The 22,393-nt window shown below is 68.9% G+C and carries 19 protein-coding genes; 6 read left to right on the top strand and 13 right to left on the bottom strand.

What is annotated here, in order from left to right:
* Positions 1-333 precede the first annotated feature (333 nt).
* Positions 334-678: a hypothetical protein gene (locus ACGFY9_RS20620; RefSeq protein ID WP_393755930.1), complete on the bottom strand. Its 345-nt coding sequence runs from the start codon at positions 676-678 to the stop codon at positions 334-336.
* A gap of 331 nt (positions 679-1,009) precedes the next feature.
* Between ACGFY9_RS20620 and ACGFY9_RS20615 the strand changes: the two genes are divergently transcribed.
* On the top strand, positions 1,010-1,537 hold the full coding sequence (locus tag ACGFY9_RS20615; protein ID WP_200677450.1) for a universal stress protein: 528 nt from the start codon (positions 1,010-1,012) through the stop codon (positions 1,535-1,537).
* Positions 1,538-1,672: 135 nt separating this feature from the next.
* Positions 1,673-2,236, top strand: coding sequence for a GPR1/FUN34/YaaH family transporter (locus ACGFY9_RS20610; protein WP_393755928.1), 564 nt, complete (start codon positions 1,673-1,675; stop codon positions 2,234-2,236).
* Positions 2,237-2,385: 149 nt separating this feature from the next.
* Here ACGFY9_RS20610 and glmS read toward each other — a convergent pair whose 3' ends face one another.
* Both glmS and ACGFY9_RS20600 read right to left on the bottom strand, forming a co-directional pair.
* Positions 2,386-4,203 carry a glutamine--fructose-6-phosphate transaminase (isomerizing) gene (gene glmS / locus ACGFY9_RS20605; RefSeq protein ID WP_393755926.1) on the bottom strand — a complete coding sequence of 606 codons (1,818 nt, stop codon included), beginning with the start codon at positions 4,201-4,203 and terminating at the stop codon, positions 2,386-2,388.
* A 14-nt stretch (positions 4,204-4,217) separates the two neighbouring features.
* Positions 4,218-4,475: a hypothetical protein gene (locus tag ACGFY9_RS20600; protein ID WP_033283838.1), complete on the bottom strand. Its 258-nt coding sequence runs from the start codon at positions 4,473-4,475 to the stop codon at positions 4,218-4,220.
* A 165-nt stretch (positions 4,476-4,640) separates the two neighbouring features.
* On the opposite strand from ACGFY9_RS20600, the gene ACGFY9_RS20595 reads away from it, so the two are divergent.
* Positions 4,641-6,224, top strand: a complete 1,584-nt coding sequence (locus ACGFY9_RS20595) for a purple acid phosphatase family protein (protein WP_393755924.1) — start codon at positions 4,641-4,643, stop codon at positions 6,222-6,224.
* A 71-nt stretch (positions 6,225-6,295) separates the two neighbouring features.
* Here the strand turns inward: ACGFY9_RS20595 and ACGFY9_RS20590 are convergent, their stop codons facing one another.
* Positions 6,296-7,174 (bottom strand): DUF4429 domain-containing protein, encoded by an 879-nt coding sequence (locus ACGFY9_RS20590; protein WP_393755922.1) that lies wholly within the window; start codon positions 7,172-7,174, stop codon positions 6,296-6,298.
* 95 nt (positions 7,175-7,269) lie between these two features.
* Between ACGFY9_RS20590 and ACGFY9_RS20585 the strand changes: the two genes are divergently transcribed.
* Complete coding sequence (locus ACGFY9_RS20585) at positions 7,270-8,859, top strand: beta-N-acetylhexosaminidase (RefSeq protein WP_393755981.1); 1,590 nt, start codon at positions 7,270-7,272, stop codon at positions 8,857-8,859.
* Positions 8,860-8,930: 71 nt separating this feature from the next.
* On the opposite strand, the gene ACGFY9_RS20580 is transcribed toward ACGFY9_RS20585, so the two are convergent.
* The 6 genes from ACGFY9_RS20580 to ACGFY9_RS20555 form a co-directional block, all read right to left on the bottom strand.
* Positions 8,931-10,709, bottom strand: coding sequence for an IucA/IucC family protein (locus tag ACGFY9_RS20580; RefSeq protein WP_393755920.1), 1,779 nt, complete (start codon positions 10,707-10,709; stop codon positions 8,931-8,933).
* Positions 10,706-11,257, bottom strand: coding sequence for a GNAT family N-acetyltransferase (locus tag ACGFY9_RS20575; RefSeq protein WP_393755919.1), 552 nt, complete (start codon positions 11,255-11,257; stop codon positions 10,706-10,708). Before ACGFY9_RS20575 ends, ACGFY9_RS20580 begins: the two co-directional genes overlap by 4 nt.
* Entirely contained in the window at positions 11,254-12,531 is a 1,278-nt protein-coding gene (locus ACGFY9_RS20570) for a lysine N(6)-hydroxylase/L-ornithine N(5)-oxygenase family protein (RefSeq protein WP_393755917.1), read from the bottom strand. Before ACGFY9_RS20570 ends, ACGFY9_RS20575 begins: the two co-directional genes overlap by 4 nt.
* A complete protein-coding gene (desA, locus tag ACGFY9_RS20565; protein WP_393755915.1) occupies positions 12,515-13,957 on the bottom strand; it encodes a lysine decarboxylase DesA in 1,443 nt (480 codons plus the stop codon). The genes ACGFY9_RS20570 and desA overlap by 17 nt, the downstream gene beginning before the upstream one ends.
* A gap of 152 nt (positions 13,958-14,109) precedes the next feature.
* Entirely contained in the window at positions 14,110-14,943 is an 834-nt protein-coding gene (locus ACGFY9_RS20560) for a siderophore-interacting protein (RefSeq protein ID WP_393755913.1), read from the bottom strand.
* A gap of 112 nt (positions 14,944-15,055) precedes the next feature.
* The gene (locus ACGFY9_RS20555) at positions 15,056-16,105 is read right to left on the bottom strand and encodes an ABC transporter substrate-binding protein (RefSeq protein ID WP_393755911.1); all 1,050 of its coding nucleotides are present in this window, start codon (positions 16,103-16,105) and stop codon (positions 15,056-15,058) included.
* A 257-nt stretch (positions 16,106-16,362) separates the two neighbouring features.
* On the opposite strand from ACGFY9_RS20555, the gene ACGFY9_RS20550 reads away from it, so the two are divergent.
* Entirely contained in the window at positions 16,363-17,526 is a 1,164-nt protein-coding gene (locus ACGFY9_RS20550; protein ID WP_393755909.1) for a polyprenyl synthetase family protein, read from the top strand.
* Complete coding sequence (locus ACGFY9_RS20545; protein WP_393755907.1) at positions 17,523-18,215, top strand: biliverdin-producing heme oxygenase; 693 nt, start codon at positions 17,523-17,525, stop codon at positions 18,213-18,215. The genes ACGFY9_RS20550 and ACGFY9_RS20545 overlap by 4 nt, the downstream gene beginning before the upstream one ends.
* Here the strand turns inward: ACGFY9_RS20545 and ACGFY9_RS20540 are convergent.
* Genes ACGFY9_RS20540 through ACGFY9_RS20530 form a run of 3 tightly spaced genes read right to left on the bottom strand, consistent with a single transcriptional unit; the run spans position 18,205 to position 22,336 of the window.
* Entirely contained in the window at positions 18,205-19,365 is a 1,161-nt protein-coding gene (locus ACGFY9_RS20540) for an acyl-CoA dehydrogenase family protein (RefSeq protein ID WP_329350783.1), read from the bottom strand. The two genes, ACGFY9_RS20545 and ACGFY9_RS20540, sit on opposite strands and share 11 nt — an antisense overlap.
* A gap of 5 nt (positions 19,366-19,370) precedes the next feature.
* Positions 19,371-20,309, bottom strand: a complete 939-nt coding sequence (locus ACGFY9_RS20535; protein ID WP_393755979.1) for a hydroxymethylglutaryl-CoA lyase — start codon at positions 20,307-20,309, stop codon at positions 19,371-19,373.
* 23 nt (positions 20,310-20,332) lie between these two features.
* Complete coding sequence (locus ACGFY9_RS20530; RefSeq protein ID WP_393755977.1) at positions 20,333-22,336, bottom strand: biotin carboxylase N-terminal domain-containing protein; 2,004 nt, start codon at positions 22,334-22,336, stop codon at positions 20,333-20,335.
* Positions 22,337-22,393 lie beyond the last annotated feature (57 nt).

The raw sequence follows: 22,393 nt of genomic DNA, 5'->3' as shown, positions 1-22,393 counted from the left end.
CTCCTGCACGTTTCCCCTCGGTCCTGCACGAGTCCCCCGCCGTAAGACGTCAAGATCGAATCTACTGTGTCCAGTGGTGCCGGGGTGACCAGTTCGGCAACCGGCACATTGTCGACATGGCAACTTGGCGTGAAGCATTCGATCACGAAGCGTTGCACTCGTGGGCCGTGCAGGGAAGTGCGCCTCGTCGTAGTGGCCAATCCCCGTAGGGTGCGCAAGGCCCCCCAGACCCTTTCGGTGCAGGTGGAACGGGGGTTGGGGGGTGGTTCGGACAACAGATGCGCGGTGACCGGAAGTTGGCTGAAAAGCGTCGGGCGCGTGCGCGGAAACCGGTCAGTCGACCGGTGCACTTCCCCCGGTGCGCCGCCCGCCCCTGTGCGCCCCCGCCCCGGCCCGGTGGCGGTGGCCGCGGTGCGAGGAGTGTTCTTCGGCCAGCGGCGGTGCCTGCTCCTCGGGCAGCAGCCGGGCCTCACCCTGTTCGGAGCGGCGCAGCAGCATCCGGCAGGCGGCGGTGACGGCCGCGAGACCCAGGGCCGTACCGGTGGCGCCGGCGAACGAGGTGCCGTACCAGAGGAGGACCACGGGGACGAGGACACAGCTGAAGACCGCCCAGCGGACCACGTCGGTGGCGGTGTCGTGGCTGGGGTGTGTCTCGGAGGTCGTGCGGTGTCCGGACATGGCGTGCTCCCTGGGGCGGCGGCTCGCCGGGTTCAACGCGTGTTCGATGCGTCGGTCACTGTAGGGCAGTCCATGGCAGTCCATGGAGGGACATGGGCCGGCTCGGATAAGTGAATCCTGTGCAAACCGCCTGTACGGGGCAGCAACCATTGCGTTACGGGCGCCCCCTCGTGCATGCTCCGGGGAACTCCGCCGGAGCACGTGCGGGATATGGGCTAAGGAGGAGTGCCGCCGTACCCTTGGGGGTATGGGGTTGGGAAGATGATTCCCGGACACAGCTCCGCCGCTCCCTGTTGTCCCCTCCCAAGAGGATCAAAAAGCCGAGACACCCATGGCCGGTCACGAATCTTTCGAACCAGCGGACCGCAAGCGCCCCGTCGCCGATCCCACGGCGGCCGAGCCCCTGGCGGCGGAACAGCCACGTCATTCCTGCGATCCAGCCTTCAAGCACGGAGTGGTCGTCGGCTTCGACGGCTCCACGTCCAGCGAACGTGCCCTCGCCTACGCGATCGGCATGGCCCATCGCTCGGGCTCGGGCCTCGTCATCGTCCACGTCGCCAACCGGCTGCCCACCACGGTGTGGGCGGGCTGCGAGCCGCCGGTCTTCGTCGATGTGCCGGACCACCGCACCGAGGTGCTGGGTCTGGAGCTGGCGTGCGCCGAGTACTTGGCGGAAGTGCCCTGGATCCTTGTCGAGCGCGGTGGCGACATCTGCCATGAACTCGAAGAGGTGGGGCGGGAGTACGAGGCGGACGCGATCGTCGTGGGCTCGACCCACGGCATCGTCGGACGCATCTTCGGCTCCGTCGCCGGACGGCTCGCCAAGCGGGCCAAGCGGCCCGTCGTCGTCATTCCCTGACGTGCCATCCCGCAACTCGTAGGTCGAACTCGCCGGTCGGCTCCGAATTCCCTGCTGTGCAGAGGTGTTTGTGTCCTTGTGAAGGGCATATATCGGTCACACCGCACAAACGCACATGCATGAAGGGAGCCCGCCGTGGACAATGACGTCTCTGCGGGAAGCACCACCTCGATCGTCGGCCGACTCGCCCTGGGAATCACCCTGTTGGCCTTCGGGCTCGGGTACACGAATGTCATCAACGGGGTCTCTACAGCCGACGCCGTGTCAATTGCCCACTACGTGGGCGGAGTTGCCCTCTTCGTCGTCGGACTGCTCGCGTTCCGCGACGGCGACACGGCTACCGGTACGGCGTTCACCGCGTTCGGCGCGCTCTGGTTCACCTGGGCTGTGAGCGCGGGGGGCTCCGCCTCGGACAACGCGGCGGGGTTGTTCCTGGTCCTGTTCGCCCTTGTCGCCCTCTCCGTGACCCTCGCGGGCGGCGACCAACTCACCCAGGGCACCTACGGGTTGTTCTTTGTTTCCCTCGTGCTTCTCGCGATCGCCCAGTTCGCCGGGAACGATGGGCTGGGCAAGGTCGGGGGGTGGTTCGGTGTCGCTGCGGGGGCTGTTGCCTGGTACTCGGCGACGGCGGCGCTCGCGCACTGGCCGACGGTTCTTCCTCGGCGGGCGGCTGGTCGGGGCGTGACGGCAACCGGCTAGCGGCGCTGGCTGGGGGTCGGAAAACTCCCGGCGATATGAGCGAACCCCCCCGTGCTTTGAGGCTGCACGTGGGGGTTCGTTCTGTTTCGTTGGCCGCTGCGGGTGCGTGGGGGCTGGTCGCGCAGTTCCCCGCGCCCCTTTGGGGCGTTCTACTCGACCGTGACCGACTTCGCGAGGTTCCTGGGCTTGTCGATGTCCCGCCCAAGCGCCAATGCCGTGTGATACGCGAGGAGTTGGAGCGGGATGCCCATCAGGATGGGGTCCAGTTCGTCCTCGTTCTTCGGGACCACGATGGTCTGGTCGGCCTTTTCCTGGTGCTGGTGGGCGACCGCGAGGATGCGGCCGCTGCGGGCCTTGATCTCCTCCAGGGCGGCGCGGTTCTTCTCCAGGAGGTCGTCGTCGGGGACGATCGCGACCGTGGGGAGGGCGGGCTCGATGAGGGCGAGGGGGCCGTGCTTCAACTCCGAGGCGGGGTAGGCCTCGGCGTGGATGTACGAGACCTCCTTGAGCTTCAGGGAGGCCTCGCGGGCCACCGGGTAGCCGCGGACCCGGCCGATGAAGAGCATCGAGTGGGCCTCGGCGTACTCGGCCGCCAGCTTCTTGATCTCCTCCTCCTGGTCCAGGATCTCGGTGATCTGGGCCGGGAGCTTGCGCAGACCCTCGATGATGCGCTTGCCGTCGCGGACCGAGAGGTCGCGGGTGCGGCCGAGGTGGAGGGCCAACAGGGCGAAGGCGACAGTGGTGTTGGTGAAACACTTGGTCGAGACGACGCAGACCTCGGGGCCCGCGTGCACGTACATGCCGCCGTCCGCCTCACGGGCGATCGCCGAGCCGACGACGTTCACCACGCCGAGGACGCGGGCGCCCTTGCGCTTCAGCTCCTGGACCGCCGCCAGGACGTCGTACGTCTCACCGGACTGCGAGACCGCGATGTAGAGGGTGTCGGGGTCGACGACCGCGTTGCGGTAGCGGAACTCGGAGGCCGGCTCGGCGTCCGCGGGGATGCGGGCCAGCTCCTCGATCATCTGGGCGCCGATCATGCCCGCGTGGTACGAGGTGCCGCAGCCGAGGATCTTCACGCGGCGGATCTGCCGGGCCTCGCGGGCGTCCAGGTTCAGGCCGCCGAGGTGCACGGTGGAGAAGCGGTCGTCGATGCGGCCGCGCAGCACGCGGTCCACGGCGTCGGCCTGCTCGAAGATCTCCTTGTGCATGTAGGTGTCGTGGCCCCCCATGTCGTAGGAGGCGGCCTCCCACTCGACGGTGGTCGGCTCGGAGGTGGTGCGGGTGCCCTCGGTCGTGTATGTCCGGAAGTCGTCGGCCTTGAGAGTGGCCATCTCGCCGTCGTCCAGCGTCACTATCTGGCGCGTGTGCGTCACCAGTGCGGCGATGTCCGAGGCGACGAACATCTCCTTCTCGCCGATCCCGAGGACCACCGGGGAACCGTTTCGAGCCACCACGATGCGGTCGGGGAAGTCGGCGTGCAGGACGGCGATGCCGTAGGTGCCCTCGATCACCCGGAGGGCGTCGCGGACCTTGTCCTCCAGCTTCTCCTGCTGTGAGCGGGCGATGAGGTGGGTGAGGACCTCGGTGTCGGTCTCGGAGAGGAACTCGACGCCGTCCGCTTCGAGCTTCTTCCGGAGGTCGGACGCGTTGTCGATGATGCCGTTGTGGACGACGGCGACCTTGCTGTCGGCGGACAGGTGCGGGTGGGCGTTCACATCGGAGGGGGCGCCGTGCGTGGCCCAGCGGGTGTGGGCGATTCCGGTGGTGCCCTTGAAGCGTGCCGGGACCTTGGCCTCCAGGTCACGGACCCGGCCCTTGGCCTTGACCATCTTCAGGCCGGCCGCCTTCGGGGTGGTGACCACGATGCCCGCGGAGTCGTAGCCGCGGTATTCCAGCCGCTGCAGGCCCTCCAGCAGAAGCGGAGCAACGTCACGCTTGCCGATGTATCCGACGATTCCGCACATATGTATAGGTATTCCTAGCCGTAGACGATGCGGCGCAACTGCCTGAGCGTGAGCTCCGGTGGTGCGACCGCCCGGTATTTCAGGTCCGCCTCGATCCGGTCGAAGATCGTCGCGTTCACCAGGCCCTGGGCCTGGAGCTCGCGGTGGCGGCGACGGACGTACTCCTCGGTCGTCTCGTCGAAGTAGGCGAGCACGTCCTGGATCACCCGCAGTGCCTCGCCCCGGTTGAGGGGTGAGGAGCGCGTCAGATGATCAACGAGTTCGTCGTGCACCCGGTTGATCCTGGGGTACCGAAGGGCGGTTTGCAAGAATCCTGCCCGATATCGGGCAGCGGCCTGTTGAAAGTCTTATGGGGCTCTGTTCGTAAGCTGTCCATCCTGTGTCTTGCGCACCGTTGCTCATGTCGACGAGTTTCAGACGCCATGGACATTCCTCGTATGGGAGTACCCGCGGAGCTCGCAGAGCGCATGAGCATGGCGGAGCAGCACGAGTACCTGCGCGCGAGATTCTCGCGGCGCACGATGGTCAGAGGCGGTGCCGTGACGCTCGGCGCCATCGCGGGTGGCGTGTTCGTGCCGGGCGCGGTCGCCCAGGCGGCCGTCCCCAGCCAGGCCTCCGCCACCTACGCCTCCACCTCCACCTCCACCGAGACGGTCGACGGGGCCCTCGTCTCCCCGTTCGGCCGCCACCTCGCCTTCGGCAACGACCCGAGCACGGAGGTGACGGTCTCCTGGCAGGTCCCGACCAACGTCAAGAAACCGTTCGTCCGGATCGGCGCGCACCCCTGGGACCTCTCCCGCAAGATCGAGGCCGAGGTGCGCACGCTCTACACCCCGGCGGGCGTCGGCGCGAGCGGCGACCACACCCAGTACTACCTGCACGCCAAGCTGACCCACCTGCGTCCGGGCCGGACCTACTACTACGGCGCCGGCCACGCGGGCTTCGACCCGGCCGAGCCCCACCTGCTCGGCACGCTGGGCACCTTCACCACCGCCCCCGACCGCTCCGTGCCGTTCACCTTCACGGCCTTCGGCGACGAGGGCGTCGGCTACCACGGCCTGGCCAACGACAGCCTGCTGCTGGCCCAGAACCCGGCCTTCCACCTGCACGCCGGCGACATCGCGTACGCCGACCCGGCCGGCGCGGGCAAGACCGCCGACACCGGTTTCGACTCGCGCATCTGGGACCAGTTCCTCGCCCAGACCGAGTCCGTCGCCAAGTCCGTGCCGTGGATGCCGGCTTACGGCAACCACGACATGGAGGCCTGGTACTCGCCCAACGGCTACGGGGGCGAGGACGCCCGCTGGACCCTGCCGGACAACGGCCCCGACAAGACGAACCTGCCGGGCGTCTACTCCTTCGTCTACGGCAACACGGCGGTCATCTCGCTGGACGCCAACGACGTGTCCTTCGAGATCCCGGCCAACCTCGGCATCTCCGGCGGCACCCAGACCACGTGGCTGGAGGCGCAGCTCAAGAAGTACCGCGCGTCCAAGGACATCGACTTCGTGGTGATCTTCTTCCACCACTGCGCGTACTGCACCTCGACGGCGCACTCCTCGGAGGGGGGAGTGCGCAACGAGTGGGTACCGCTGTTCGAGAAGTACACGGTGGACCTGGTCATCAACGGCCACAACCACCAGTACGAGCGCACCGACGTCATCAAGAAGAACGCGGTCGTCAAGAAGCTGCCGATCGGCGGCACGGCGTACCCGGAGACCGAGGGTGTCGTCTACGTGACGGCGGGCGCGGCCGGCCGCAGCCTGTACGCGTTCTCCGCCCCGGACTCCTACGAGGGTCACGTCGCCGACGTCGACTCGGTCGCCGCCTTCATCAACACGAAGGACGGCAAGGTCAACGAGACGGTCGCGTGGTCGCGCGTCCGCTACCTCAACTACTCGTTCCTGCGCGTCGACGTCCAGCCCGCCTCGCGCGGCCGTACGGCGACCCTGACGGTCCGCGGCATCGCCGAGACCGGCGCCGAGATCGACCGCTTCACGGTCGCCCGCAAGGCCAAGTAGCTCTGACGTAACCCGAGTTACGCCCGGAAGGCAGGGCGCCACTCATCACGCAGGCGGTCCTCCCCGTATGGTCACATCCGTCTGAGGACCGCCTGTTTGGCCATCGCGAACTCCTCGTCCGTGAGCACCCCGTCCCGGTGCAGCTCCCCGAGTTCCCGCAACCGCCGCAGCAGAGCGTCGTGGCCGTCCTCCGCCGCGGCCGCCAACCGCCTTACGGGCTCGGGCTGTTCAGGCCGTACGTCCGTCTCGGCCGCCGGGTGCGGGAGGCGGGCCTGTACGGCCGCGGCGACCAAGGCCATCAACGGGTCCTTCTTGAAGCCCCACAGCTCAACGGAGTTGGGGTCGTACTTGGGCGGTGCCTTGGTCGGCGCGTTGCGCATCGAGAAGCGGATGTAGCCGTTCTCCAGCCCGGCCGAGGGGCGCCACTCCACGCCGACGAGGTCCGTGACGGCGAGCGTGCGGGCGCCGGCGGCGGACTTGGCGTCCTCGGTCTTCCAGTTCCACTCCAGCCGGACGCGCTCGCCGTCGAAGCTCGCCGTGCCGTCCCCGGCGGACACCGAGAGCGGTACGGCTGGGCCCGGCAGCAGGTACGTGTCCACCGGGTCGGCCGGGACCTGGTCCAGCAGCAGGGCGTTGCGCACCTCGTCCACGAAGTACTCCGCGACGCCGTACCGGTCCGACTCGACGGGGAGTTGGTAGGGGTCGTCGCCCTCGGTGAGCCGCCCGCCGGTGGCGTGCAGCAGCGGGTCGGCGCCGTCGCGCAGCCGCAGTCTCAGCCGCCCGGACTTCCGGCCCTGCTCGAAGGAGACGCCCGCCAACGCGCCCAGGGGGACCACGAGTTCGCCCAGGGTCTTGCGGAACAGGCCGACGTTCTTGTCCCGTCCGGGAGTCAGCCGCAGGGCGTCGCCGTCGAAGATCCAGGTGCCGTCCTTCTGGATGATTTCCGCCATAGGAGGGATTCTTCCACCGGCCAGGCGACAGAATGGTCTGTACCTGTCCGGGCTCAAAGGAAGTTCAAAGGAAGGGACCGCTCGTGAGACGCCTTGTGAGACAGCGCCACAGAACGACCCGCCTCCTCGGTTCGCTGCTGCTCGTCGCCGCCGCGAGCGTGTCCGTCGTCGGCGCCGCACCCTCCGCCGCGCCCGCCACCGCCACCCCGCTGGGCCGGGTGGTCCCGGCGCCCGCGAAGGTCACCCCTGCCGGGCATCCGTACAAGATCACGAGCAGTACCCGTATCCGCGTCGACGACACCCGTGAGTCGCGCCGGATCGGCGAGTACCTCGCAGGCATCCTGCGCCCCTCCACCGGCTACCGGCTGCCGATCACCTCGCGCGGCAAGGGTGGCATCCAACTCCGCCTGGCCAAGGGCGGGTTCGGCGCCGAGGGCTACCGGCTCGTCAGTGGGGTCTCGGGGGTCACCATCACCGCGAGCAAACCTGCCGGCCTCTTCCACGGCGTGCAGACCCTGCGCCAACTCCTGCCCGCCGCCGTGGAGAAGACCTCCCGGCAGCCCGGCCCCTGGCAGATCGCGGGCGGCACCATCGAGGACTCCCCGCGCTACGCCTACCGCGGCGCAATGCTCGATGTCTCCCGGCACTTCTTCACGGTCGACCAAGTCAAGCGCTACATCGATGAGTTGGCGCTCTACAAGATCAACACCCTGCATCTGCACCTCAGCGACGACCAGGGCTGGCGCATCGCGATCAACTCCTGGCCCCGCCTGGCGACTTACGGCGGCTCGACCGAGGTCGGCGGCGGCACCGGCGGCCACTACACCAAGGACGACTACAAGGAGATCGTCCGCTACGCCTCCTCGCGCTTCCTGGAAGTAGTCCCCGAGATAGACATGCCGGGCCACACCAACGCGGCCCTCGCCTCCTACGCCGACCTGAACTGCGACGGCGTGGCGCCCCCGCTCTACACGGGCACGGACGTCGGCTTCAGCTCGCTGTGCGTCGGCAAGGACCTCACGTACAGCTTCGTGGACGACGTGATCCGCGAGCTGGCCGCGATCACCCCGGGCCGCTATCTGCACATCGGCGGCGACGAGGCGCACTCCACCAGCCATGAGGACTACGTCAAGTTCATGGACCGGGTGCAGCCGATCGTCACCAAGTACGGCAAGACGGTGATCGCCTGGCACCAGATCACCGGCGCCCACCCGGTGAAGGGGGCCCTCGCCCAGTACTGGGGTCTCGACGACACCGACGCCGCCGAGAAGGCGCAGGTCGCCGAGGCCGCGAAGAACGGCACCGGGCTGATCCTCTCACCCGCCGACCGGGTCTACCTCGACATGAAGTACACCGAGGAAACCCCGCTCGGCCAGGACTGGGCAGGCCTGGTCGAGGTCAGGCGGTCCTACGACTGGGATCCGGGCAACTACCTTGCCGGGGTGCCGGGTTCGGCGATCCGGGGCGTCGAGGCGCCGCTGTGGTCGGAGACCATCGTGACCAGCGCGAACATCGACTACATGGCCTTCCCGAGGCTGCCGGGCGTGGCCGAGCTGGGCTGGTCGCCGGCCTCGACGCACGACTGGGACACGTACAAGGTGCGGCTCGCGGCACAGGCCCCGAGGTGGGACGCGCTGGGGATCGACTACTACCGGTCGCCTCAAGTTCCTTGGCCCGCAAGCTAGTTGAGCAGCCCCTGCACATGGGGCGGGCACCCCGGGGGACCGTACCCTGGGCTGCCCGCCTGCTTGTGGGGTCAGAACCCGGCGATTGGGTTCTTCAGGGTGCCGACGAGCTGGAGCGCGCCGGACGGGTCCGCCAGGTCCACCATCTGCCTGTTGTCGCGCAGCTGGAGACGGTTGAGGCAGGACAGCGAGAACTCGGGGGCGAACATGTCGTACTGCCGGAACTTGTCGGCAAGTTCGGGTGCCGCGTCCTGGTACTCGCGGGTGACGTCCGCGACCGTACGCCAGAAGTCGTCCTCCTCCAGGACGCCCTCGGCGGCCAGGCCGGCGGCGAGGAAGCGGAAGAAGCAGTCGAAGACGTCGGTGAAGATCGAGAGCAGTTTCTTGTCCTCGGGGACCTCGACCCGCAGCCGCTCCACGGTCGGCGGCAGCACCGCGTCCGGGTCCATGACGGCGATCTCCTCGCCGATGTCCTTGTAGATCGCGCGCTGGACGACACCGTCCTTGAGGACGAGGATCACGTTCTCGCCGTGCGGCATGAACACCAGGTCGTAGGCGTAGAAGCTGTGCAGCAACGGGGTGAAGTACGCCCGCAGATACCGCCGCAGCCACTCCACCGGGGTCAGCCCCGATCGCTCGATGAGCGCGCCGGCGAAGGACGCGCCCTCGTGGTCCAGGTGCACCAGCGAGGCCATCGTCGCGAGGGACTCGCCGTCCTGGAGCGAGGAGACCGGGCTCTCGCGCCACAGCGCGGCGAGCATCTTGCGGTACGGCGAGTAGCGGTCGGTCGCCGCCTCGTACTCCAGGTGCCGGTAGCCGACGGCCGCCTGCTCACGGATGATCGACAGGCCGGTGGACTTCAACACCGGGTCGTTGTCGATGAGTTGGGCGAGCCAGTCGTTGATCGCCGGGGTCGCCTCCATGTAGGCGGCCGAAAGCCCGCGCATGAAGCCCATGTTGATGACGGACAGAGCCGTCTTCACGTAGTGCTTCTCGGGGTTGGACTTGTTGAAGAAGGTCCGGATGGACTGCTGGGCGAGGTACTCGTCGTCGCCCTCGCCGAGGCACACGAGGTGGCCGCGGGCGATCTCGGCGGCGAAGGTGACGCTGAGCTTGTTCCACCACTGCCAGGGGTGGACGGGGATGAGGAGATAGTCGTCGGGGTCGAGCCCCCGGTCGACGAGGGTCAGCCCGAACCGCTCCACGGTCCCGGCGCCCAACTCCCGCCGTACGAACGACTCGTACTCGATGCCCACGCCCGCCGTGAACGCGGCCCGGGAGCGGTGCGCGGCCAGCCACACCAGCCGGACCGGGCTCGCGGTCTCGGGGGCGTACGAGAGGTACTCGTGGATGCCGAAGCCGAGGCGGCCGTTGTTGGCGACGAAGCAGGGGTGGCCCTCGGTCATCCCCGTCTCGATCTCCTGGAAGTCGCTTTCGACCAGCTCGGCGACCGGGATCTGCGGCTTGGTGAGCTTGTAGCAGGTGCCGGAGAGGGTGGAGGAGATCTCCTCCAGGTAGACCGGCAGGATCTCCTCGGTCAGCCCGAGCGCCTGCTTCAGCTCGATGAAGAAATCCAGGGCGGCGAGGGGGAGTTCGGCACCGTCGCGGTGGCGGCTGATGGAGTCGGCGTCGACCTGCCAGTGGTCGAGGGCGTGCCGGGTGGCGGTGAACCGGTAGTGGGTCAGGCCGTCGTCACTGCGGACGACGTACAAGTCGCCGTCTTGCTGGGCCAGTTCGGGGGTGATCAGCCGCTCGTGCGCGAACTCGGCGAGGGCCTTGCGGATCAGGAGGCGGTTGGCCTTCTCCCAGCGTTCGGGGGAGAGGTGGGCCACGGCGTCGGCGAGGCTCATGCGGACACCGCCGTGGCAACCATGAACTGTTCCCGTGTGCAGAAGCTCAACAAGGCTTTCTTCTCCGGCTTTTGGATCTCGCGCTCGGGCACGAACCCGACCGCTTCGTTCAGGGCGTGGACGGCGGTGTTGGACACGTCCGGTTCCACGACGACACGCTCGACGGCCGGGTCCTCGAAGAGGCGGGCCATCACGGCGGTGATCACCGCGCGGGTGAAGCCGTGCACGGGCGTCTCGGTGGCCGGCGTCAGGAAGTGCATGCCGACGTCACCGGGCAACGGCTCGTACAGGCCGACCAGTTCGCGATGACGGGGGTCGTAGTACTCCATCAGGAAGACGGGGACACCGTCCTGGAGCCCGAGCAGCGCGTGCTGGTGCTCGTCGGCCGCGATCTCCATGTACGCGCGCTCGACGTCCTCCAGTTTCGCGTCCCGCATCATCCAGAACGCGGCCTTGGGGTGCGTGAGCCACCGGTGCAGCAACTCGGCGTCCCGCAGCGGGTCGAGGGGGCGGAAGGCGAAGGTGCCTGTGCTGGTGAGGGTGCTCATACGGCGAACTCCTGGAACGCGATGGTCTGTTCGACCGGGTAGTACTCGGTGCCGAGCAGCTCGCGGATGATGTATGAGTTGCGGTACGCGCCCATGCCCAGGTCCGGGGACGTGATGCTGTGCGCGTGGACGCCGGCGTTCTGGAGGAAGACGCCCCGGCCCGTGGTGTCGATCGAGTAGTTGCGCGCGATGTCGAAGTTGCCCCGACTGTCGTAGCGCAGCCGCTCGTGGACGGGCTTGAGGAACTCCGGCTCGGCGTACTTGTAGCCGGTGGCGAGGATCAGGCCCTGGGAGCGCAGGGTGTAGTCCTTCTCCTGCTCCTCCTGGCGCAGCCCCAGCTCGTACACCCCGTCGCGGTAAGTGGCGCTGTCCAGCGAGGAGTTGGTGAGCAGCCGGGTGGGGACGGGTCCGCCGACCTTCTTCTGGTAGAGCAGGTCGAAGATCTCGTTGACGAGGTCGCCGTCGATGCCCTTGAACAGGCCCTTCTGCTCGGCCGTGAGGCGGTAGCGGGTCTGCTCCGGCAGTGCGTGGAAGTAATCGATGTACTCCGGGGAGGTCATCTCCAGCGTGAGTTTCGTGTACTCCAGCGGGAAGAACCGGGGCGAGCGCGTGACCCAGTTCAACTCGTAGCCGTGGACGTCGATCTCGCTGAGCAGGTCGTAGTAGATCTCGGCGGCGGACTGCCCGCTGCCGACCAGCGTGATCGACTCCTTGGCCTGCAACTCCGCTTTGTGCTGCAGGTAACGGGAGTTGTGGATGAAGTCCCCGCCCAGTCCGGCGACGGCCTCCGGGACATACGGCGGGGTGCCGGTGCCCAGGACCAGGTGACGGGCGCGGTACACGTCACCGGTCTCGGTGTGGACGACGTAGACCTCGTCCTCGTACGTCACTTCCGTGACTGTCGTGCTGAAGCGCACGTTGGACAGCCGGCCTGCGGCCCAGCGGCAGTAGTCGTCGTACTCGACGCGCAGCGGGTAGAAGTTCTCGCGGATGTAGAAGGGGTACAGACGCCCCTTCTCCTTCAGGTAGTTGAGGAAGGAGTACGGCGAGGTCGGGTCGGCGAGGGTGACCAGGTCCGACATGAACGGGGTCTGCAGGTGGGCGCCGTCGAGGAACATGCCGGCGTGCCACTCGAAGTCGGGCTTCGAGTCCAGGAAGACTCCGTCGAGTTCGGCGATGGGCTCGGTGAGGCAGGCGAGGCCGAGGTTGAAGGGCCCGAGCCCGATCCCCACGAAGTCGTAGGTCTTGTTCGTGGCTTCAGGAAGCGCGGTCAAGGGACTCTCCCAGGTACTGCTCGGCGTGGCCGGCGATCAGGTCGAGGACGGCGGCGATGTCGTCGGTCGTCGTCTCGGGGTTGAGCAGGGTGAACTTCAGGTAGTGGCGGCCCGCGACCTTGGTGCCCGCGACCACCGCGTCACCGGAGGCGAACAGGGCCTTGCGGGCGTACAGGTTGGCGCGGTCGATCTCGGCCGGGTCGGTGACGGCGGCCGGGATGTAGCGGTAGACGAGGGTGGAGAGCGAAGGCTCGACGACCACGTCGAAACGGGGGTCGGCGGCGAGCAGCTCCCACCCCTCCACGGCCAAGTCGCAGACCTCGTCGAAGAGTTGGCCGACACCGTCGGCGCCCATCACGCGGAGCGTCATCCACAGCTTGAGCGCGTCGAAGCGGCGGGTGGTCTGCAGGGACTTGTCGACCTGGTTGGGGATGCGCTCGTGCACCATGCGGCGCGGGTTGAGGTACTCGGCGTGGTAGGTCGCGTGGCGCAGGGTGTCGGCGTCGCGGACCAGCAGGGCGGACGAACTCACCGGCTGGAAGAAGGACTTGTGGTAGTCCACGGTGACCGAGTCGGCGCGCTCGATGCCGTCGATCCGGCCCCGGTACTTCAGCGAGGCGAGCAGACCGCAGCCGTAGGCCGCGTCCACGTGCAGCCACACCGCGAACTGCTCGCACAGGGCGGCGACTTCGGGCAGCGGGTCGATGGAGCCGAAGTCGGTGGTGCCGGCGGTGGCGACGACGGCCATGGGCACGAGCCCGGCGCTCTTGCAGCGCTCCAACTCGCGGGCGAGCGCGACCGTCTGCATGCGCTTGTCGGCGCCGACGGGTATCGACACGACGGCGTCCTGCCCAAGTCCCAGCAGCTTCGCGGACTTCTTCACGCTGAAGTGGCTGACCTCGGAGGCGAAGATACGCAGTTTGGCGAGTGTGTCGGTCTTCGCCTCCTCGCGGGCCAGCAGCAGGGCCTGGAGGTTGGACTGGCTGCCGCCGGAGGTGAACACCCCGTCGGCGTGCGGCCCGAGGCCGATCCGTTCGTTCGTCCAGTCGATCAGCTTGCGCTCGATGAGGGTGCCGCCGGCCGACTGGTCCCAGGTGTCCAGGGAGGAGTTGACGGCGGAGAGCACCGCCTCGCCGAGCACGGCCGGGATGACGACCGGGCAGTTGAGGTGGGCGAGATAGCGGGGGTGGTGGAAGTAGATCGCGTCACGCAGATAGACCTCGTCCAGCTCGTCCAGCACCGCGGCGGTGTCGTGGAGCGGGCGGTCGAGGTCGATCCGGTCGATGAGGGGGGAGAGGGCGTCGACCGTGACGCCGGTGAACGGCCGTTCCGTGGTGGCGAGTTTGGCCGCCACCCGCTCAACGCCTTCCGTCACGGAGCGGCGGTAGTGCTCCGCAGTCGTGTCATTGAGCAGGTGCGAGCGCATGTGGGGGTCCTCCGGTGGGGAAGTCCGTGCGGGACAGGTGAGCGGCGGGGTTCCGCAACATCAATTTAGGCAAGCCTAACCTAACTTAACGTTCGTGAAACCCGCCGCTCCCGTGACAGCCGTCACTCACGCCCCAGCTGCCCCTCGCACCGTCATCCGGCGTCGCGCAACTGCTCCTCGCTCAGCCCCCGCCGCCAGTACCCGACAAAGGTCACCCGCCGCCGGTCGAACCCACGCTCACCCACGAAGTGCCGCCGCAACGCCTTCACTTGACCGGATTCGCCCGCGATCCACACGTACGGCCGCTCGGCGGCGGGGAGTTGGGCATCCCGAAGAGCGCCGAGGGCCATGGGGGACCCCTCGGCGCCCTGGTTCTCCCGCACCAGCCAGGTGACTTCGGCATCGGCGTCGGTCGCCAAGTCCTGGATGTCACCGGCATGTTGGACTTCCAGCCACACCCGCGCACGGGTACCAACGGGCAGCGCTTCGAGAATCGCCGAAGCGGCCGGTACGGCGGTCTCGTCCCCCCACACGACCACGAGATCGGCATCCTCCGGCGGCCGGAACCGAATCGCCCGATTGTCCGCGACCGCCGGCCCGAGCAAGACGACCCGATCACCGGCGGCAGCGCGTGAGGCCCAGAGGGAGGCGGGCCCGGCAGGTTCGTGCAACACGAAGTCGATGTCGATCTCGTCGGGGTCCCGGCGCAAGGCACGCAGGGTGTACGACCGCATCACGGCCCGCACGCCGTCCGGCAGTTCACGCCAGCCCTGCCACCACCCGTCACCGAGTTCATGCGGCACGGCGGGCTCCAGCTGGCCGGGCTGGGGGAGAAAGAGCGACAGGGACTGGTCACACCCGTCGGAGAAGAAGAACGCCAGATCGTCCCCGGCGAAGGTCACCCGGACCAGAGACGGCCCAAGCCGCTCCGTCCGCACAACCTGGAGTGAGAAGAACCGGAAGGGCGCGGCAACGGCCGTAGTCATAGGGGGGTGACTCCTGAGTTGGCGTCAGGGATACATACCTAGGGGCGCGGGGAACTGCGCGACCAGCCACGACCGGCCCGCAGCTCCCCACGAAAGCTCAACCACCCCTAAATCAACTGACCTTCTTCGCGTTCTCGATCGCCTTAGCGAGATCCTCAAGCAGCGGCGCGCACTTGGCGTACGACAGAATCGGCTCAGGATTACGCGCGATGACCTGCCCCGCCTTCACCGCAGGCAGCTTCTTCCACGTGCCCTCGGTAATGTCCGCAGGCTGAATCGCCGACGTCCGGTTGTCCATCATGATGACGTCCGCCCCGTACTTGTCGACGTTCTCCCAGCTCAGATTCTCGAACCACCCACCACTCGCCTTCAACGCGGCAGCGGCCGGCTCGACGAAGTTCACGCCGAGAGCCTTGTAGTACTCAAGGTCGGCGGAGAGGTTGGACCCGGAGACGTAGAAGATGTCCTGGCTCGCGGAACCCGCGAGCACCTTGATGTCCGGCTTGGCCTTGGCCGCGGCACGCAGCCGGGCGGCCGCGTCCTCGAACCGCTTCTTGGCCGCGGTGATCGTAGAAGAAGTGGTGTCCGCACCAAGGGACTTGGCAAGCTCCAGCATCCGCCCGAGCGGCGTCGGCAGCTGGATGTCGTACACCGAGATACCGACGGTCGGCGCCCCCACGGCGAGGATCTTCTTCTTCGACTCCTCCGGGACGTACCAGAGCGTTCCGGCCGAGTCGAACATCGTGGTGATGAGGACGTCGGGGGAGAGGGCCGCGTACTTCTCGATGTTGAACTGGCCCCACTCGTTGCCGATGATGGTGACCTTGCTGATGTCGAGGTCGCCGGCCTGCACGTCGGCCTTGCCGTCCTTCAGCTTCGTCGGCCCGAAGACGCCCTTGGACTCGATGCCGTAGTCGTGCAGCGCGGCGGCGACACCGATGAACGAGACGATGTTCGCCGGGACCTTGTCGGCCTTCGCGGTGGTGCCGCGGTCGTCCTTGAAGGTCCAGGGGCCGGACTTGGCGGCCGCCGTCTCCTTGTCCGAGCCACCGCTTTTCGCGTCGTCGTCGCCGCAGGCCGCGAGCGCGGCACCGAGGCCGAGGGCGCCGCCCGCGGCGAGGATGCCGCGGCGGGAGAGGTGAGTGGCACGGGCGTTGGACATGTGTGGCTGCTTTCGAACAGGGCGGGAGCGCCCGCCGGACAATTCGAAGGTAGGTTAGCCTAACCTCACTATCTGTCCAGTGGGCGGGGTGATCCGCCGCCTCGGTCTGTACGTGCCCTGTGGCTGTCCTGTGCGGGGCTTATGAGCCCATGTCCTATGCGATTTGGCTTTCAACCGCCTTGTCTCGTCCGGCCGTTGTGATCACGCTCCTTCTACGGGGATCTGCGCACTGTTGTTCGGTCGTCTGCGGAGGTGGAGTGGCTACCACGATGGATGTGACGGACGTGGAAGCGGTGGTCCGGAGCGACGCGGCCCTGCTGGAGGACGACCTCGCCGAGTTCCTCGACACCGTGACCGCCCCGGCGCGGACGGCGGCGGTCTCCGTCTACGACACGGCCCTGCGCCGTGCCCTGTACGAACCGGTCGCCGACGCCCTCGGGTCGAAAGTGGGCCAGCAGGCGCTGCCCCCCACGGCCGGAGCACCCGGCGGCCGGGCCCCGCTGCGGCCCTCGATGGTGTACTGGGCGTACCGCAACTACCGGGGGTTCCCTGAGGAGGCGGAAGGGTTATCCGAAGAGACGGAGGGGTTCCCGGGGAAGGCGGAAACCGCCTCCGACCTCGCGGTGATCCGCCGCACGGCAGTTGCCGTAAGGATTCTGCTGAAGGCCGCGGTCGCCCTCGATGACATCCAGGACGGCAGCGAGGTCCGCTACGGCGAACCCGCCCTCCACGCCACCCACGGCACCCCGCTCGCCCTGAACGCCGGCGCCTGGCTGATCATGTCCGCGCTCCGGCACGCGGCCGACCCCGCCGTCGTGGACAGCCTGGTGCGCTCGGTCGGCAGCGGCTTCACCGGGCAGGCCGTCGACATGTCCTCGCGTACGGCGCTCACGCGCGCCGAGTTGCTGGCCGCGCCGCGCGCCACACGGGTCGACTTCTGGGAGTCGACGGCCGCCCTCAAGACCGGAACCCTGTTCTGGATGCCGCTCGACGCGGCGGTCGCGGGGCTGCGCGTGGTCGAGGACGACCGGCTCGCCCTGGACAGCGCGATGCGTCAACTGGGCCTCGCCAGCCAGCTGTTCAACGACCTGACCGACTTCGTGCCCGAGTTCGGCGGCGCCAACACCCACGAGGACTTCGACGGCCTGGGCAACCGGGTCTTCCTGGAACTCCTCGACGACGTACCGGCAGGGAGCCCGCGCGAGGACTTCAAACCGTATGTTCTCGGTCACCCCCACCTGGAGCGCACGCTCCTCGCGCTCGCCGAGGAGGCCGTGGCCCTGAAGCGCGCCGCGAAGGACGCCGTGCACGGCGTGTGCCGCTCTGAGCGCAGTGCCGCCTACTTCGACGTGACGATCGAACGCAAGGGCCACCTCATCGACCGTCTGCTCGCGACGGTCCGGCAGCGGAGCGGCGTATGACGGACACGCGCACGGACATCGACTCCGGTACGAGTGTGAGCACGGTGACCCAGCGGCTGCGGAGCGGCACCCGCGCCTGGCACGAGGCCCTGGAGCGCACGGGGTTCGCCACCGCGATGCTCGCCGGGACTCTGCCGCTCGGCCGCTACGTCGGTCAACTTGCCGCCTACCGCGTGGTGTTGTCGGCGCTGGAAGCCGAACTCGCCCGAGCCACCTGCCCGTCGGTCGCCGCGGTGTGGTCGCCCGACCTCGTCAAGCTCCCCCTCCTCGAACGCGACCTGCGCCACTTCGCAGCCGCCCGGGGCGCCGTCCCCGAACCCGGGCCGGCCGCCGAGGAGTTCGTGGGCGAGATACGGCGCACCGCGGCCACCGAACCCCGTGAACTCCTCGGCTTCCTCTACGTGTTGGAGGGCTCGACCCTCGGCGCGATGTTCCTGTGCCGCTACGTCACCGAGGCGTACCGGCTCACGGACGGGAACGGCGCCTCGTACTACGGCAGCGGTGACCGCGCCCGCTGGGCGGCCTTCACCGGGCGTCTCGACCGCGCGCTCGGCGAACCCGCCGTACAGGAACGGGTGTTGGCCGCCGCCGAACGTGCCTACCGCCATATCGCCCTGATCTCAGGGGAGTTGTCGGCAGGCCTGGGCGCCTCGGCATCTGAGCGTGTTCAGCCGGCTGTCAGCCCGTGAGGCCCAACTCGCGGGCGATCAGCATCCGTTGGACCTCGCTGGTGCCCTCGCCGATCTCCAGGATCTTGGAGTCGCGCCACATGCGGGCCACCGGGTACTCGTTCATGAAGCCGTAGCCGCCGTGCACCTGCGTGGCGTCGCGCGCGTTGTCGACGGCGATGGTGGAGGAGTACAGCTTGGCGAGGGCGGCCTCCTTCTTGAAGGGCTCGCCGGCGACCAGGCGGGAGGCCGCGTCGCGCCAGGAGAGCCGTGAGGTGTGGGCCTTCATCTCCATGTCGGCGATCTTGAACTGGATGGCCTGGTTGGCGCCGATCGGCCGCCCGAACGCGTGCCGTTCCTTGGCGTACTTCACCGACTCGTCGACACAGCCCTGCGCGAGACCGGTGGCCAGCGCCGCGATCGCGATGCGGCCCTCGTCGAGGATGCGCAGGAACTGGGCGTAGCCGCGGCCGAGTTCGCCGAGCAGGTTCGCCGCCGGGACCCGGACGTCCGCGAAGGACAGCTCGCGGGTGTCCGAGGCGTTCCAGCCGACCTTCGAGTACGGCGCCGCGACCGTGAAGCCGGGCGTCCCGGACGGCACGATGATCGACGAGATCAGCGGCTTGCCGTCCGGCTTGCGGCCGGTGACCGCGGTGACCGTCACCAGACCGGTGATGTCCGTACCGGAGTTGGTGATGAAGCACTTGGAACCGTTGATCACCCATTCGTCGGTGTCCGGGTCCAGTCGGGCCGTCGTCCGCGTCGCGCCCGCGTCGGAGCCGCCGTCCGGCTCGGTCAGCCCGAAGGCGCCGAGGATCTCGCCGGAGCACAGCCGGGGCAGCCACTCGGCCTTCTGCGCGTCGGTGCCGAAGAGATGGATCGGCATCGCGCCCAGCGACACCCCGGCCTCCAGGGTGATCGCGACCGACGAGTCGACCCGGGCCAGCTCCTCAAGGACCAGGCCGAGCGCGAGATAGTCGCCGCCCATCCCGCCGTACTCCTCGGGGAACGGCAGCCCGAACAGGCCCATGCGGCCCATCTCGCGGACGATCTCGTACGGGAACTCGTGCCGCTCGTAGAAGTCGCCGATCTTCGGCGCCACGACGTCGTGCGCGAACTCCTCGACCGTACGGCGGAGTTCTTCCAGCTCGGGGGAGAGACGGTGGTCCATGGCGGTCACTGCTCCTTGTGGGGCCGCGCTGTTTTACCGAGTGCGCGGACGGTGCGGGACGGGCTGGGTCGGCCCAGTTGTTCGGCCATCCACACGCTGGTGGCGGTGAGACGGGCGAGGTCGACTCCGGTGTCGATGCCGAGGCCCTGGAGCATCCACACGAGGTCTTCGGTGGCGAGGTTGCCGGTGGCGGACTTGGCGAACGGGCAGCCGCCGAGGCCGCCCGCGGAGGCGTCCACGGTGGTGACACCGTGCTCCAGTGCCGCGTAGGTGTTGGCCAGTGCCTGGCCGTAGGTGTCGTGGAAGTGCACGCCCAACACGTCGGTGGGGACGTGCTGTTCGTTGAGCGCGGCGAGAAGTTCCAGTACGTGTCCCGGAGTTGCGACGCCGATCGTGTCGCCGAGGCTCAGCTCGTCGCAGCCCATGTCGACCAGCGCCCGGCAGACACGCACCACTTGAGCGATGGGGACCGCGCCCTCCCAGGGGTCGCCGAAGCACATGGAGACGTAGCCGCGCACATGGGCGCCCTCGTCCTTGGCGCGGGCCACGACCGGGGCGAACACGGCCAGCGACTCGTCCACCGTGCGGTTGAGGTTGGCCTTCGCGAAGGACTCGGTGGCGCTGGCGAAGACGGCGACGCGGGTCGCCTTCAGGGACAGCGCCCGGTCGAGTCCGCGGCCGTTCGGCACGAGGACGGGGAGGTCCACGCCCGGCAGATCCCGCACGAGCGGGAACAGCTGCTCGGCGTCGGCCAGTTGGGGCACCCACTTGGGGTGGACGAAGCTCGTCGCCTCGATCGTGGTCAGGCCCGCGTCGGCCAGCCGCCGCACGAACTCGGCCTTCACCTCCGTGGGCACGGTCGACTTCTCGTTCTGCAGCCCGTCCCGCGCCCCCACCTCGTGGATGCGCACCCGGGCGGGCAGATCGGGGGCCGGTACGACCATCGGGAGTGTCTCCGGTCCGAGTGTCACTGGTCCTCCTCCAGGGGTGTGACGACCGCCAGCACCTGGTCCATGGCGACCGTCGCGCCGGGTGTCACGTCGAGTTCGGCGACGGTGCCGGCGTGCGGCGCGGAGACGACGTGCTCCATCTTCATCGCCTCCACCACCAACAGGCTCTGCCCCGCGGCCACTTGATCCCCCACGGCGACCTTCACCACGGTCACCGTCCCCGGCATCGGCGCGGTCAGCGAACCGGCACCGGACCGGTCGGCCCCGCTGAGCGACGCGGCCACCGGATCGTGGTCCCGCACCTGCCAGGCGTCCCCGTCCCGGCCCAGCCAGGTGCCGTCCGGCAGGGCGGTGAAGGTGTGGACGAGTCCGTCGAGCCGCAGGACGAACCGGCCGTCGGGCCCGGGCCGGCCGGACCCGCCGAGCGGCTTCTCGGCGCCGTCCGGCAGTAGTTCGGTCCCGCCCTCGGGCGTGCGGCGTACGCGCACGGTCACCGGGTCGTGGCCCGGCACCTGGAGCGGGTGCGCCGTCCAGGCCCGCTCCCCGCCCAGCCGCCAGCCGTCCGTGGCGGCGAACGGGTCGGCCCAGCCGGAGCTCCGCCCGGGCGCGAGCGCCGCGTGCCGCAGCAGCGCCGCCGCCGCGTAGACCTCCACCGGTACCTCGCCGGGCACGAGCCCGTCCGCCTCCCGCTCGACGAGCCCGGTGTCCAACTCGCCCGCCAGGACCGCCGGATGAGCGAGCAGCCGCCGTAGGAAACCGGCGTTCGTCGGCACGCCCAGCGTCACCGTGTCCGCCAGGGCCGCCCGGAGTTTCCTGAGGGCGGTCGCGCGGTCGGGGCCGTAGGCGATGACCTTGGAGAGCATCGGGTCGTAGAGGCTGCCGACCTCGGTGCCTTCGGAGAGGCCGGAGTCGGTGCGGATGCCGTCGCCCGAGGGTTCGTTCAGTTTCAGGACGGTGCCACCGGAGGGGAGGAACCCGCGCGCGCCCTCTTTGACGGACACGGTCTCGGCGCAGATGCGGGCCTCGATCGCGTGCCCGGTGAGCGTGATCTCGTCCTGTGCGAAGGGCAGTCGCTCGCCCGCCGCCACCCGCAACTGCCACTCCACGAGGTCGAGGCCGGTCACCAACTCCGTTACCGGGTGCTCCACTTGGAGGCGGGTGTTCATCTCCATGAAGTAGTACGACGACGGGTCGTTGCCCGGCACGATGAACTCGACCGTGCCCGCGCCCGCGTACCCGCACGAGCGGGCCGCCTGGACCGCCGCCTCGCCCATCGCCGCGCGCGTGGCCTCGTCCAGGAGGACGCTCGGGGCCTCCTCGACGACCTTCTGGTGCCGGCGCTGCAAGGAGCACTCGCGTTCGCCGAGGTGGACGACGTTGCCGTGGCCGTCGGCCAGGATCTGGATCTCGATGTGGCGGGGGCGGTCGACCCAGCGCTCGACCAGGAGGGTGTCGTCGCCGAAGGAGGCGCGGGCCTCGCGGCGGGCGGCGGCGATCTCCTCCTCCAGGACGGTGAGGTCGCGGACCAGGCGCATGCCCTTGCCGCCACCTCCGGCCGACGGCTTGAGGAGTACAGGTGCGCCCAACTCGTGCGCAGCCTTGGCCAGTTCGGGGTCGCGGCCGCCGGGGACGACCGGGACCCCGGCCGCCTCCACCGTCTCCTTGGCGCGGATCTTGTCGCCCATGAGGGCGATCGCGTCGGCCGGGGGACCGATGAAGACCAGCCCGGCGTCGGCGCACGCGCGCGCGAAGGCCGCGTTCTCGGCGAGGAAGCCGTAGCCCGGGTGCACGGCCTGCGCGCCCGAGCGGGCCGCCGCCTCCAGGAGCCGCTCCACGGACAGGTAGCTCTCGGCCGCCGGAGCCGGGCCGAGCCGTACCGCCGTGTCGGCCTCGCGGACGTGCCGGGCGTCCGCGTCGGCGTCGGAGAAGACGGCCACCGAGCGCACGCCGAGCGAGCGCAGGGTGCGGATGACGCGGACCGCGATCTCGCCCCGGTTGGCCACGAGGACCGTGTCGAACATCTCGGGTACCTCGGGCGGCTCGGGAATCTCGAATGTGTCGACCATCTGGGGCACCCT

It is taken from the genome of Streptomyces sp. NPDC048504 (genome assembly GCF_043200035.1).
GTDB lineage: Bacteria > Actinomycetota > Actinomycetes > Streptomycetales > Streptomycetaceae > Streptomyces.
The sequence above is the reverse complement of the archived record's forward strand: the minus strand, read 5'-3'. Positions and strand labels throughout refer to the sequence as shown.

Coding starts and splice junctions, on each gene's coding strand:
- ACGFY9_RS20540 (WP_329350783.1), bottom strand. CDS start 19,365: ATGGACCACCGTCTCTCCCCCGAGCTGGAAGAACTCCGCCGTACGGTC.
- ACGFY9_RS20545 (WP_393755907.1), top strand. CDS start 17,523: ATGACGGACACGCGCACGGACATCGACTCCGGTACGAGTGTGAGCACG.
- desA (WP_393755915.1), bottom strand. CDS start 13,957: ATGCGCTCGCACCTGCTCAATGACACGACTGCGGAGCACTACCGCCGC.
- ACGFY9_RS20595 (WP_393755924.1), top strand. CDS start 4,641: ATGGGAGTACCCGCGGAGCTCGCAGAGCGCATGAGCATGGCGGAGCAG.
- ACGFY9_RS20580 (WP_393755920.1), bottom strand. CDS start 10,709: ATGAGCCTCGCCGACGCCGTGGCCCACCTCTCCCCCGAACGCTGGGAG.
- ACGFY9_RS20590 (WP_393755922.1), bottom strand. CDS start 7,174: ATGGCGGAAATCATCCAGAAGGACGGCACCTGGATCTTCGACGGCGAC.
- ACGFY9_RS20615 (WP_200677450.1), top strand. CDS start 1,010: ATGGCCGGTCACGAATCTTTCGAACCAGCGGACCGCAAGCGCCCCGTC.
- ACGFY9_RS20535 (WP_393755979.1), bottom strand. CDS start 20,309: ATGGTCGTACCGGCCCCCGATCTGCCCGCCCGGGTGCGCATCCACGAG.
- glmS (WP_393755926.1), bottom strand. CDS start 4,203: ATGTGCGGAATCGTCGGATACATCGGCAAGCGTGACGTTGCTCCGCTT.
- ACGFY9_RS20560 (WP_393755913.1), bottom strand. CDS start 14,943: ATGACTACGGCCGTTGCCGCGCCCTTCCGGTTCTTCTCACTCCAGGTT.
- ACGFY9_RS20620 (WP_393755930.1), bottom strand. CDS start 678: ATGTCCGGACACCGCACGACCTCCGAGACACACCCCAGCCACGACACC.
- ACGFY9_RS20555 (WP_393755911.1), bottom strand. CDS start 16,105: ATGTCCAACGCCCGTGCCACTCACCTCTCCCGCCGCGGCATCCTCGCC.
- ACGFY9_RS20530 (WP_393755977.1), bottom strand. CDS start 22,336: ATGTTCGACACGGTCCTCGTGGCCAACCGGGGCGAGATCGCGGTCCGC.
- ACGFY9_RS20575 (WP_393755919.1), bottom strand. CDS start 11,257: ATGAGCACCCTCACCAGCACAGGCACCTTCGCCTTCCGCCCCCTCGAC.